Source organism: Streptomyces sp. NPDC006332 (genome assembly GCF_040612855.1).
GTDB lineage: Bacteria > Actinomycetota > Actinomycetes > Streptomycetales > Streptomycetaceae > Streptomyces.
The window spans coordinates 128,576-140,862 of the sequence record NZ_JBEXRA010000004.1 but is presented as its reverse complement, the minus strand read 5'-3'; the positions used below and the strand labels follow the sequence as shown (position 1 = coordinate 140,862).

Genomic DNA, 12,287 nt, shown 5'->3' with positions numbered 1-12,287 from the left:
GAGGCCCAAGATGTACGACCCCACAGTCGCCCGACTCACCTATCGGGCCCTGCTCGGCCGGCGCCGGGCCCTCATCCTGGGCGCCCTGCCGCTGCTGCTCATCGTCCTGTCGGTCGTGGTGCGCGCCCTGGCGGGCGCCGACGACCAGACCGCGTCCGACCTGCTCGGCGGGCTCGCGCTCGCCACCATGGTGCCGATCATCGGAGTGATCGCGGGCACCGGGGCGATCGGACCCGAGATCGACGACGGCTCCGTGGTCTACCTGTTGTCCAAGCCGATCAAACGGCCGACGATCATCTTCACCAAGCTCATCGTCGCGATAGCCGTGACGATGGTGTTCTCGGCGGTGCCCACCCTGATCGCGGGCTTCATCCTCAACGGCAACGGCCAACAGATCGCCGTCGCCTACACGGTGGCCGCTCTGGTCGCCTCCATCGCCTACGCGGCGCTCTTCCTGCTGCTCGGCACCGTGTCGCGGCACGCCGTGGTGTTCGGACTGGTCTACGCGCTGGTCTGGGAGGCCCTGTTCGGCTCCCTGGTGGCCGGGGCTCGCACGCTCAGCGTCCAGCAGTGGTCGCTGGCGGTGGCCCACAAGGTCGCCGGCGGGGACCTGGTGACCTCGGACGTCGGACTGACGACGGCGACCGTTCTACTGGTCGTCGTCACCGTGGCCGCGACCTGGTACGCGGGGCAGAAGCTCCGGTCGCTGACGCTCGCGGGCGAGGAGTAGGCGCTCCGCAGTGTTGACATCGGCTTCACCTCTGTCCGGGCACACTGTGCGAACGGGGGACAAACGGGGGCGGTACAGGGCCAGGAGGACGGGGATGGCAGGCGAGACGCAGGGGTACGACGACCGCGGACGGGACGGGGACGAGATCTGGGACGATCTCGTCCTGGACGAGGACTTCATACGGTCCGCCGAGACGTCCGAACCGTCCGCGCGGGCGCGGATGCTCGCCGCGCGCTGGCGTACCGAGAAGCCCGAGCCGCAGCCCTGGCGTTCCGACGAGCCGCCCGCGGGATGGTTCTTCAGCAAGCGCCGGCGCAGGTGGCGCCGCCGGTGAGGGAGTTCGGGGCCACCCGTTAATCAGTGGCGCCGAACTCGGCGTACCGGCACAGTGGTTATGTCCAGGACGCCGGGATCGAGCCGGCGCCACACACCGGGGAGGAGCAGGACGATGTCCATGCACGGCAGTACGTCCAGCTCCCACCAGGGCAGCCCGTGGCGGACTCCGGAGTAGTTACCCCTCCGTCGAGTCCGCCCCGTACGGGGAGCTGCCCGGGGCGGCCGCTTCGAGCACGCGGATCCCACTTCGCGTGAGGCCGCCCACCCGGAGGATTGGCCGAGTGGTAAGGCACTGGCTTGCTAAGCCATGGTCGGGGGTGACCCCGCGCACGTTCGATTCGTGCATCCTCCGCACGACCGAGGTGCTTCCGCCCGGCGGGAGCACCTCCGTTCAGCCCAGCAACCGCTCCAGCACCACCGCGATCCCGTCCTCGTCGTGGGAGGACGTCACCTCGTTCGCGACCGCCTTGAGTTCCTCGTGGGCGTTGGCCATGGCCACGCCGTACGAGGACCAGGCGAACATCGGGATGTCGTTGGGCATGTCACCGAAGGCGATCGTGTCCGCCGCCTTCATCCCCAGGCGGCGGGCCGCCAGGGACAGCCCCGTCGCCTTGGAGAGGCCGAGGGGGAGAAGCTCGACGATGCCCTCACCGGCCATCGCGACCGTCACGAAGCCGCCCGCGGCCTGGCGGGAGGCCTCCGCGAGCTGGTCGTCCGTGAGCGACGGATGCTGAATGTAGATCTTGTTCAGGGGGGCGGTCCACAGGTCGGACGCGTCCGTGAACGGTGTCGCGGGAAGCCTGCCGGTGACCGAATACCCGGGTCCCACCAGCACCTCGCCGTCCAGCCCGTCACGGCTCGCCGCGAGATACAGCGGACCGACCTCCGCCTCGATCTTCGCCAGCGCCACGCCTGCCAGCTGCCGGTCCAGGGTCACAGAGGTCAGCAGGCGGTGCTCACCGGCGTGGTACACCTGTGCGCCCTGGCCGCAGACCGCGAGGCCGTCGTAGCCGAGGTCGTCGAGGATGTGCCGGGTCCACGGGACCCCGCGGCCCGTGACGACGATGTGCGCGGCGCCCGCCGCGGTGGCCGCGGCGAGTGCCTCACGGGTGCGGGGCGCGACCGAGTCGTCGGAACGCAGCAGCGTTCCGTCGAGGTCGGTCGCGATCAGGCGGTAGGGAAAACTCTCGGCAGCCGACGTACTCACTTGGCGACCGGCTCCAGGACCTCACGGCCGCCCAGGTACGGACGCAGCACCTCCGGCACCCGCACGGAACCGTCGGCCTGCTGGTGGTTCTCCAGGATCGCCACGATCGTGCGCGGTACGGCGCACAGCGTGCCGTTGAGCGTCGCCAGCGGCTTGACCTGCTTGCCGTCACGGACCCGGATGGACAGCCGACGGGACTGGAACTCGGTGCAGTCCGAGGTCGAGGTCAGCTCTCGGTACTTGCCCTGGGTCGGGATCCACGCCTCGCAGTCGAACTTGCGGGCGGCCGAGGAGCCGAGGTCGGCGGAGGCGACGTCGATGACCCGGAACGGCAGCTCCAGGGACGTCAGCCACTGCTTCTCCCACTCCAGCAGGCGCTGATGCTCGGCCTGCGAGTCCGCCGGGTCGACGTACGAGAACATTTCGACCTTGTCGAACTGGTGCACGCGGAAGATGCCCCGGGTGTCCTTGCCGTGCGAGCCGGCCTCACGGCGGAAGCAGGGCGAGAAGCCCGCGTACCGCAGCGGGAGCCGGTCGGCGTCGATGATCTCGTCCATGTGGTACGCGGCGAGCGGGACCTCGGAGGTGCCGACCAGGTAGAGGTCGTCCTTGTCGAGGTGGTAGACGTCCTGGGCCGCCTGGCCGAGGAAGCCGGTGCCGGCCATCGACTGCGGGCGGACCAGCGCGGGCGTCAGCATCGGCGTGAAGCCGGCCGCCGTGGCCTGCCCGATCGCCGCGTTCACGAGCGCGAGTTCGAGGAGCGCGCCGACACCCGTCAGGAAGTAGAAACGCGAGCCGGACACCTTGGCACCGCGCTCGACGTCGATCGCGCCGAGGATGTGGCCGAGTTCCAGGTGGTCCTTGGGGTCGAAGCCCTCCGCGCCGAAGTCACGGATGGTGCCGTGCGTCTCCAGCGTGACGAAGTCCTCCTCGCCGCCCACCGGCACCTCGGGGTGCACGAGGTTGCTGAGTCGCAGGAGCAGCTCCTGGGTCTCGGCGTCGGCCGTGTCGCGCTCGGCGTCGGCGGCCTTGACGTCGGCGGCGAGCTGGCTCGCCTTCTTCAGCAGCTCCGCCTTCTCGTCCGGGGTGGCCCTAGGGATGAGCTTGCCGAGCGCCTTCTGCTCGGCACGCAGCTCGTCGAAGCGGACGCCGGACGACCTGCGCCGCTCGTCGGCGGACAGGAGGGAGTCGACGAGCGCGACGTCCTCTCCACGGGCACGCTGGGAGGCGCGCGCACGGTCGGGGTCCTCACGGAGCAGGCGAAGGTCAATCACGCGCTCAAGGCTACCGGTGCCGGGTGACGGCTCACGACTCACTATTCCGAGGCGCGCCGAATCACCGCTTACGTTCCGTTATGAGCGAATTGCCGATCGTGTCAATAAAAGGCGTCTCGCTCCCTGGGACGAAGGAGGCGGCAGGCGTCGGGTTGACTCGATTCCCTTGTGTGGAGCGGAACTTGGGGATGCGTTCATCCACAAGGATCCACAGCTCCGAAAAGTTATCCACAGGGTGTGAGAAAGATCTGTGGATGCCGGAAGTGATCATTCCGAAAGGGGCTCCCGGGGCGAAGGATTCCCGAGTCAAACCACCTTCACGCCCACTTTCGGGTGGAAATGGGCACCCCAGAGGGGGGAGTAAAGGAAACGGGTGGGCGAAGGGTGACCTACGGGAGTGTGGACGAACTTGGGCGCCACAGGGCGATTTGTCGACTAGATACCACTTCGTTGTCGACTTGTCCCCAGGTCGAGAAGCTGGCCTGTGGATAACTCCTGTGGATAACTAAAATATGCAGGTAGGAGCGATTGGAACCATCCCAGAAACGTCCCAGAAACCTCCCGGAAACGCCCTAGAAACGCCCGTCCTGACAGCGCGCCACCCAGTCCGCCGCCGCGACGAACTCCTCGTCGGAGGTGCCGATGTACGGCTGCCGCACGTCCGCCACCTCGGCGTCCGCACGCGGGTACGACCCGAGGAACCGCACCTGGAGGCAGATCCGCTTGAGCCCCATCAGAGCCTCGGCGACCCGGCGGTCGGAGATGTGCCCCTCGGCGTCGACGCAGAAGCAGTAGTTGCCGATGCCGGCGCCGGTGGGCCGGGACTGCAGCAGCATCAGGTTGATGCCGCGGGTCGCGAACTCGCCGAGCAGGTCGCGCAGACCGCCGGGGTGGTCGTCGCGTTGCCACAGCACGACGGACGTCTTGTCGGCGCCGGTCGGCGCGGCGGGCCGGGCGGGGCGGCCGACCAGCACGAACCGGGTCTGGGCGTTCTCCGCGTCGTGGATCCCGCTCTCCAGGGCCGTCAGGCCGTATCGGGCGGCCGCGAACTCGCCCGCGAAGGCGGCGTCGTACTGGCCCTCCTGGACGAGGCGGGCGGCGTCCGCGTTCGACGCGGCCGACTCCCACTGGGCGTCCGGGAGATTCTTCTTGAGCCAGTTGCGTACCTGGGGCTGGGCGGCCGGGTGCGCGGAGACCGTCTTGATGTCCGACAACTCGGTGCCGGGCCGGACCAGCAGCGCGAAGGTGATCGACAGCAGCACCTCGCGGTAGATCATCAGCGGCGCGCCCGCGACCAGTTCGTCGAGCGTCGTGGTGATTCCGCCCTCGACGGAGTTCTCGATCGGCACGAACGCGGCCTCGGCCTCACCGCCGCGGACCGCGTCGAGCGCCGACTGCACGGACACGTACGGGATCAGTTCCCGCGTCGCCGCTTCCGGAAGAGTGCGCAGGGCGACTTCGGTGAAGGTGCCCTCAGGACCGAGATACGCATAGCTCGCTGGCATGACCTCACCCTAATGGGCCTTGTGAAACCCGGCGTAACCTTTCTGGCCCTGCCCCTCTCAGGGGTGACCTCACCCCTCCAGGAGCCGCTGTCCCACGTATTCCCCCCGGGCTGCCCCGCCGGGCACCGCGAACAGGCCGCTGGCCTCGTGGCGGATGAACTGCGACAGGGCGTCCCCGCGGTCGAGCTTGCGCTGGACCGGGACGAAGCCGCGCACCGGGTCGGCCTGCCAGCAGATGAAGAGGAGGCCCGCGTCGGGGGCTCCGTCCGCGTCGAAGCCGTCGTGGTACGAGAAGGGTCGGCGCAGCATCGCGGCGCCGCCGTTCTGGTCGGGGCGCGTGATGCGGGCGTGCGCGTTGATCGGGACGACCAGGTTGCCCTGGGCGTCGGTCTTCTCCAGGTCCATCGCGGTCGTCTCGGTGCCTCCGGACAGTGCCGACCCGTCGGACTTGCGGCGCCCGATCACGTGCTCCTGGGCCCGGACCGAGAGCTTCTCCCAGTCGTCCAGGAGCATGCGGATCCGGCGTACGACGGCGTAGGAGCCGTTCGCCATCCAGGTGGGCGTGCCGGACTCGGGCACGAAGATCCGCTGGTCGAAGTCGGGCTCGGCGGGCTTCGGATTGCGGGTCCCGTCCATCTGACCCATCAGGTTGCGGGCCGTCATGGGGTGCGAGGTGGCGCCGGGCGAGCGGTTGAAGCCGTTCATCTGCCAGCGGAGCCGGGCCGCGCTGCCGGCGTCCTTCTGGACGGCGCGCAGGGCGTGGAACGCGACCAGGGCGTCGTCGGCGCCGATCTGCACCCACAGGTCGCCGTCGCTGCGCTTCTTGTCGAGGTGGTCCGAGGAGAAGTCGGGCAGCGGGTCCAGGGAGACCGGTCGCTGCTTCTCCAGTCCCGTCCGACCGAAGAAGCTGTGGCCGAAGCCGAAGGTGATCGTCAGGGAGGATGGACCGGCGTCCCGGGCCACGTCCGTGTCGTCCTGGAGCGCGGGCTCGCCCGCCATCAGCCGCTCGGCCGTTCGTGACCAGCGGCGCAGCAGCGCGGCGGCCTCCTTGCGGCCCGCGCCCGCCGCCAGGTCGAAGGCGACGAGATGACCGCGGGCCTGCAGGCCCTGAGTGATCCCGGGCTGATGTTTCCCGTGAAACATCGCCTGGCCGCTGCCCAGGGAGGCCAGCGGCGTGGCCCCGGCGGGCCTGGCGGTGTACCCCACGGCCCCGCCGACCGCACCGAGGACGAGCCCGGTGGCACCGGCGGTCCCGAGCAGCTTCCGCCGCGTGACGCCGGCCGCCGAGGGCGCGGCCGGCTCGGAGGCCGCCTCCTCCGGCGCGGGCGCACCGGCCTGAGCAGGGGCTTGAGCACCGGCCTTGGTACGGGCCCGGTCACGGGCCTGGGGAATGGACTGGTCAGACATGTCGCGGGTCAGCCGATCTGCGCGTTCTTGGAGATGGTCGTCTGGTCGATGTCGGAGGTCCGCACGGTCACCGCGATCTTCCAGTCGCCCGCCACGGGGATCTGCACCCCGTTCGCCGACCAGTGGCCGGTGGTGATGTGGTCGGGCACCACGGGCAGCGGCCCGATGTCCTTGGCCTCCAGGGTGAAGGCGACCTTGACCTCGGGGATGTCGAAGGCACGTCCGTTGGGCCGCTGGACGTAGACGTGCATCTCGTTGCCGCCCACCCGCGCGGGGTCGAGGTCGACCGTCACGACGCCCTTGCCGTCCTCGCCGCCGGTGTCGAACGACATGTCCAGGGTCAGCGCGCCGGACGAGGAGGCCGAGGAGGAGGACGAGGACGTGGCGGCCGCCGCCTTGGCATCCTCCTCCGTGCGCCCGGGTTCGGTCTGCGTCAGCACGGTGGTGACGGCGAGCAGGACGACGGCGACCCCGGCCTCGGCGAGCACGGAGCGGCGCAGCCCGAACCGGTTCGGGTCGGCGTCCCGCGCCCGCTTCTCCCGCGCCGCGTCCACCGCGGCCCGCTGCCGGGCGAGCTGTGCGTCCCGCTTGGAGCCACCGCCGGTCGCACCGTCCCCGTCCGAGCCGCCACCGCTCTTCGCACCGTCCTCCGTCGAGGCACCCCCGCCCTTGGCCCCGCCGCCCTTGGCGTCACCGGCGGCGGCGTTGGCGGTGACCCGCTGCTTCTGCGGCTTGTCCCGCTGGACCACCGTGTCCGCCAGCCGTGCCGTCCACCGCCGCGAGAGGAACCCGACGCCGACGAGCAACGCCACGAGCCCGATCTTGACGAGCAGCAGTTGCCCGTACCGGGTGCCGGTGAACGCCGACCACGAGCCGAGCTGGCGCCACGACTGGTAGACGCCGGTCGCGATCAGCGCGACCACGCTGCCGAAGGCGACCTGCGAGAACCGGCGTACGGCGACCGTGTCGACGGGCCGCTCCGAGGGCGCCCGGTACAGCGCGACGAGCAGTGCGGTGAGCCCGCCGAGCCAGGTCGCCACGGCCAGCAGGTGGACGACGTCGACGGGCATCGCGAGGCCGGCCTGGAGGCCGACGGAGGCGTGCTCGGACATCGCCCAGCTCGCGGCGATTCCGGCCGCCACGACGGTCCCGCCGATCGCCAGCCCGAAGGTCAGATCGCGCTTCTCCTCGTCCTCCCGCTTCTCGTACGCCCCGAAGAGCACCGCGATGAACAGTGCCGCCGCGGCGAGCAGCAGCAGCCGGGAGACCAGCGCGGCACCCGTCTTGGTCTGCAGCACCTGTCCGAGCAGGTCGAGGTCGAAGATGTCGCCGACCTTCCCCGAGCCGGTGTAGGAGCCCCGCAGGAGCAGCAGGAAGAGGGTGGCGGAGGTGAGCGCCAGCCATCCGGAGACGACGAGCCGCTGCATGGCCCGTACGCCGGCGCCGCGCGGCCAGCAGGCGAGCACGAAGGCGGCGCCGCCGGCCAGCACGATGAAACCGGCGTACGACAGGTAGCGGCCGAACCCGTACAGCCAGCCGACCACTCCGCCGCCCGCCGTGCCGCCCGACACCGCGACCGAGGTGGAGGAAGGCGCGCCGACCGAGAAGGTGTAGGCGCCGGAGACGGGATGGCTGTCCGCGGACACGACCTGGTAGGCGACGGTGTACGTGCCGTCGGGCAGTCCGCTGTGCAGTCGCACCGAGTAGGTCGTGCCGCTCACGTTGGACGGCTTGCCGTCCTGCACGGGCTTGCCCTTGGGGTCCAGCACGCGCAACGAGTCGGCGGACAGCGAGACCTGCTCGGAGAAGGTCAGTGAGACCTGGGTGGGTGCCTTGTCGACCACCACCCCCTGCTGGGGGTCGCTGCCGGTCAGCGCGGCGTGCGCGGAGGCCGGAGCGGCCGTGGCGAGGAGCATTCCGGTGGCGGCCAGGAGCATCAGCACCAGGGTCCGGACGCGGGGGGCGATGGTCTGCGTCAAGGGGTTCCCTCCCTCAGTGTCCGGTCGTCGGTGTGTAGGTCGCCGACTTCACCGGCATCTTGACGACGACCGGGGCGGACTTGGTGAAGTGCAGCTCGACCGAGAGGGTCTGGCCCTGCTTCGGCTTGCGCTTCAGCTTCTCGAACATCAGATGGTTGCCACCGCTTTTGAACACGAGTTGACCATGCGCGGGGACGGGAAGGTCCTGGACCTCCCGCATCGAGCCGCCGACCGTCTCGTGCACGGTGACCTGGCCGGCCTGGTCGCTGGTGACCGAGGTCAGCTCGTCCTTCGTGGAGCTGTCGTTGACTATCGTCAGGAAGCCGGCCGCCATGTCGTCGGACACCGGCTGCGGCATGTAGGCGTCGGCGACGGACAGACCGTCCCCGCTGTCGGAGTCCGCGCCGCACCCGGCGAGGACGAGCGACAGGGCCAGGGCCCCGCCCGCTGCGGCGGTCAGGGAGGGACGCCTCACACGCCTCACGGGTTCTCACCCTTGATGATCTTGGGGAGGTCCTTGGTGTAGTCGTCGACGGTGGCGTCCTCGCCGTACAGCACATAACCGGCGTCGGTCTTCGGGGAGAACGCGACGACCTGGGTGCCGTGCACGGAGACGAGTTTGCCGTTCTTGTCCTTGTGCGTCGGCTCGATGGAGATGCCGAGGGTGCGGGCGCTCGCCTGGATGGTGGCGAAGTCGCCGGTCAGGCCGACGAACTCGGAGTCGATGCCGTTGAGCCACTTGCCGAGCTCGGCCGGGGTGTCACGCGCGGGGTCCGTGGTCACGAACACCACCCGCAGGTCGTCCTGTTCGGCCTTGGGCAGCTGCTTCTTGGCGACGGCGATGTTGTTCATCGTCAGGGGGCAGACGTCGGGGCAGTGGGTGTAGCCGAAGTAGACCAGGGTCGGTTTGCCCGCGGTCTCCTTGCGGAGGTCGTACTTCTTTCCCTGGGCGTCGGTGAGTACCAGGTCCGGCTTCTTGAACGGCTGGTCCAGCACGGTGGCAGCCTTGTCCGAGCCGGACTCCTCGGAGACCACGGAAACGGGTGAGCTGCTGTCGTCACCGCTGCCGCACGCGGAGAGGGTCAGGGTGGCGGCGGCGAGCAGCGAGGCCACCGCGAGCGTCTTCTTGCGCATAGAAAAATGTCCCAGATGTGATGGTGCCGATGTCCACCGGGGTCGTACCCGCGGACCTCCGCGCGGTTTCACGGGGTTCCACGAGGTGGGCCTACGCGTAGGGGTACGACCCCGGTGCACGGTCGGGCGAGCGATCTCAGGCGTCGGTGCGCCGACGTCCGGCGAGCACGCCGTAGGCCACGCCCAGCGCGCCGACGACGATGCCGACCACGCCGAGGACGCGGGCGGTGGTGTCACTGCTGTCGGCAGGGGCGGCGGTCTCGGCGGCGGCGGACTTGGTGTCGTCGGAGGCCTCCTCGGCCGCCGCCGAGCCGTGGTGGCCGTCCTCGGAGGCGGCGGACAGCGTGAGCACGGGAGCCGGCGTCTCGGGCTCCTCGTCGCCCTCCTTCTGCTCCTCGATCCAGCGCACGACCTCCTTGTTGGAGTACGTCTGGATGGCCTTGAAGACCAATTGGTCCGCGTCCTCGGGCAGCGCGCCGACGGAGAGCGGGAACTTCTCGAAGAAGCCGGCCTTGATCCCGGCGCCGGTGGCGGTCCAGGTGACCTTGCTGACCGCCTCGGTGATCTGCTCGCCGTGTGCCTCGACGGGCTTGGCGAGCTTGGACTTGGTGACCTTGACGTCCCAGCCCGGTACCGGCTCCGGCATGACGGAGGCCAGCGGGTGGTCGGTGGGGAAATTGACCTCCAGCTTGGTGGTGGAGGCGTTGTCGCGCTCGTTGGGGACCTTGAAGTCGATGACCGCGTAACCGCCCTTGGCCGCGACCCCTTCGGGCTGCACGCTGACGTGCGCGAACGCGGGCGAGGACAGGACGACGACGGCGGTGGCGGTGAGCGCGCCGACGGCGGCGAGACGAGAGGCCTTCATGGAGGGCACTCCACTTCGGTGAGGTTCCGGTGATGAGGAGGGGTACGCGTGCGGGCGCTCACTGGGGAGCGCGGGCACACGCGCGTGCCGCACGACGGCGGCCCTCCCCACGGACGTACGGGCGTACAGACACGTACCGATGTACGGCGCTGTACGGGATGTACCGAGTGTGGAGTGTGCGGGGCGCGTCGCGTCAGGCGGCGAGGGAGAGCGCGACGGCGGCCGGTGGGCCCCGTCTGATCACCGTGTGCTGGAGCGCGGCAGGCCGGGGCCCCGGCGGCGCGTGGGAAGGGGTGCGCGGCGGTCGCGGGCCGGCCTCGGGCGCGCCCGGCAGTCCGGCTCGCAGGGCGCGCACCAGCGCGAGCGCCCCGCGCAGGGACCGTACGCGCGCCCCGTCGGCGACCGAGTGCGCCGACACCGCCGACAGTTCTGCGAGCCGTAGCAGGGCCAGGTCTCCACGGCGCAGCAGCCAACCGGCGGCGAGGGCGGCGAGGACGTGGCCCAGCAGCATCGGCAGGGACGGCAGCAGCGACATGGAGGAGCTCGCTGCCGTGGACGCGGCGTCAGCGGCGTCCGCGGGGTGGCCCACGGCGTCGGCGCCGGTGCCGCCCGTCGTGACCGGGTGGATCCGGGCGTCGGCGAGGATCCGATGGGCCTGGGCGGGGCTGAGTGCCGCGGCGGTGGTCCCGCACACGAGCCGAGCGGCCCGCTCGACCAGCGAGGCGTCCGACATCGACGCCATCGACCTCACGGAGGTCATCGAACCCATCGAACTCATGGACGAGGCTGACGTCGAAGCCGCCGACGCGGTGGCCGTGACCGCCGCCGCGCCGTGCTGGCCCAGTCCGAACAGCACGTGCAGCACGGTCTGTCCGACGGCGAGCAGCGCCGCGATCCCGGGCAGGGACCGCTCACGTCCGGCGAGCGGCACCGCGACCAGGGCGACCCCCAGGAATCCCGCGCCCACCGTCCACAGCGGAAGCGTGGTGCAGGAGGCGAGGGCGTGACCCGCGGCGGCCAGCACGACGCAGACCGCGGCGAACACCGCGGCCCGCAGGACCCGGAGATCTGCTCCGGGGCGCGCCGTGCGCGGGTGGGGGGCAGTCATGGCGGGCTCATCATCGCACTGGCCTCACGGACGCCATGCGGCAGGTCCACAAGATGACGTACGGGCGGTACGACCGGAAGTCCTCCTGTGTCATGAACTGCCCCACATACACCGCCCGTCACCCCAGGTACATCCCCCGAATGAGCGGCATCACGTCATCGATGTGCTTACACCCCGGACCTCGCGGCAATACGTAACGGTATGTCGAGCCGCAGCCAGGAGGCTGGAGCATGAGCATCTGGTGGTCACTCCATTTGCGGCGTGAGGCTGCGAGCGTTCCGCTCGCCCGTCGTCTGCTGCTCGGCACCATGGAGACCGCGGGTGTCGATCCCGACGTCTCCTACGACCTGTCCGTCGCCCTCAGCGAGGCCTGTGCCAACGCGGTCGAGCACGGTGGGGACATCGGGTACGGCGACTCCTCGGGGGCGTTCCGCGTCACCGCCTACCTCGACGGCGAGAAGTGCCGTATCGAGGTCGCCGACTCGGGCCCCGGCTTCACCCGTCCCCAGCCCGTCCGGCTCGCCCCCAGCGGGGCCGAGAACGGCCGCGGGCTGTGCCTCATCCAGGAACTCGCCGACCACGTCCAGATCGGCAACAAGCCCGGACGGCGCGGTGCGGTGGTCCGCTTCGACAAGATCCTCAAGTGGAGGAAGGACGCGCCGCTGATGGCTGTCTGACGCCCGCATTCTCAGTCTGCGCACAGGAACGGCCCAGGTTCCTGACGGTTGCCGCCCCTAGGTTC

The 12,287-nt window shown here is 70.2% G+C and carries 12 protein-coding genes and 1 tRNA gene; 4 read left to right on the top strand and 9 right to left on the bottom strand.

The genetic code is table 11. From position 1 onward, the window contains the following. Positions 1–10: 10 nt before the first annotated feature. The 3 genes from ABZ027_RS05715 to ABZ027_RS05705 all read left to right on the top strand — a co-directional run bounded on the left by ABZ027_RS05715 (position 11) and on the right by ABZ027_RS05705 (position 1,418). Entirely contained in the window at positions 11–730 is a 720-nt protein-coding gene (locus tag ABZ027_RS05715) for an ABC transporter permease (RefSeq protein ID WP_356764681.1), read from the top strand. A gap of 94 nt (positions 731–824) precedes the next feature. After that, positions 825–1,064, top strand: coding sequence for a hypothetical protein (locus tag ABZ027_RS05710; RefSeq protein WP_356764679.1), 240 nt, complete (start codon positions 825–827; stop codon positions 1,062–1,064). Between the two features lie 269 nt (positions 1,065–1,333). Next, a tRNA-Ser gene (locus ABZ027_RS05705) sits at positions 1,334–1,418 on the top strand. A 39-nt stretch (positions 1,419–1,457) separates the two neighbouring features. On the opposite strand, the gene ABZ027_RS05700 is transcribed toward ABZ027_RS05705, so the two are convergent. The 9 genes from ABZ027_RS05700 to ABZ027_RS05660 all read right to left on the bottom strand — a co-directional run bounded on the left by ABZ027_RS05700 (position 1,458) and on the right by ABZ027_RS05660 (position 11,545). Beyond that, positions 1,458–2,273 carry an HAD family hydrolase gene (locus ABZ027_RS05700; protein ID WP_356764677.1) on the bottom strand — a complete coding sequence of 272 codons (816 nt, stop codon included), beginning with the start codon at positions 2,271–2,273 and terminating at the stop codon, positions 1,458–1,460. Continuing rightward, positions 2,270–3,547, bottom strand: a complete 1,278-nt coding sequence (gene serS / locus ABZ027_RS05695; RefSeq protein ID WP_356764675.1) for a serine--tRNA ligase — start codon at positions 3,545–3,547, stop codon at positions 2,270–2,272. The genes ABZ027_RS05700 and serS overlap by 4 nt, the downstream gene beginning before the upstream one ends. Positions 3,548–4,119: 572 nt before the next feature. Beyond that, entirely contained in the window at positions 4,120–5,052 is a 933-nt protein-coding gene (gene pheA, locus ABZ027_RS05690) for a prephenate dehydratase (protein WP_356764673.1), read from the bottom strand. A gap of 69 nt (positions 5,053–5,121) precedes the next feature. Further along, positions 5,122–6,459: an iron uptake transporter deferrochelatase/peroxidase subunit gene (gene efeB / locus ABZ027_RS05685; protein ID WP_356764671.1), complete on the bottom strand. Its 1,338-nt coding sequence runs from the start codon at positions 6,457–6,459 to the stop codon at positions 5,122–5,124. Positions 6,460–6,467: 8 nt separating this feature from the next. Next, positions 6,468–8,438, bottom strand: coding sequence for a copper resistance protein CopC (locus ABZ027_RS05680; protein WP_356764669.1), 1,971 nt, complete (start codon positions 8,436–8,438; stop codon positions 6,468–6,470). Positions 8,439–8,451: 13 nt separating this feature from the next. Beyond that, positions 8,452–8,913 (bottom strand): copper chaperone PCu(A)C, encoded by a 462-nt coding sequence (locus ABZ027_RS05675; protein ID WP_356764914.1) that lies wholly within the window; start codon positions 8,911–8,913, stop codon positions 8,452–8,454. A 5-nt stretch (positions 8,914–8,918) separates the two neighbouring features. Beyond that, the gene (locus tag ABZ027_RS05670; protein WP_356764667.1) at positions 8,919–9,572 is read right to left on the bottom strand and encodes an SCO family protein; all 654 of its coding nucleotides are present in this window, start codon (positions 9,570–9,572) and stop codon (positions 8,919–8,921) included. A gap of 136 nt (positions 9,573–9,708) precedes the next feature. Then, positions 9,709–10,437 (bottom strand): YcnI family protein, encoded by a 729-nt coding sequence (locus tag ABZ027_RS05665; RefSeq protein ID WP_356764665.1) that lies wholly within the window; start codon positions 10,435–10,437, stop codon positions 9,709–9,711. Between the two features lie 193 nt (positions 10,438–10,630). Next, positions 10,631–11,545, bottom strand: coding sequence for a hypothetical protein (locus tag ABZ027_RS05660; RefSeq protein ID WP_356764663.1), 915 nt, complete (start codon positions 11,543–11,545; stop codon positions 10,631–10,633). Between the two features lie 230 nt (positions 11,546–11,775). Here ABZ027_RS05660 and ABZ027_RS05655 point away from each other — a divergent pair, with 230 nt between their 5' ends. Next, a complete protein-coding gene (locus ABZ027_RS05655) occupies positions 11,776–12,222 on the top strand; it encodes an ATP-binding protein (protein ID WP_356764661.1) in 447 nt (148 codons plus the stop codon). The last annotated feature ends 65 nt before the right edge of the window (positions 12,223–12,287 follow it).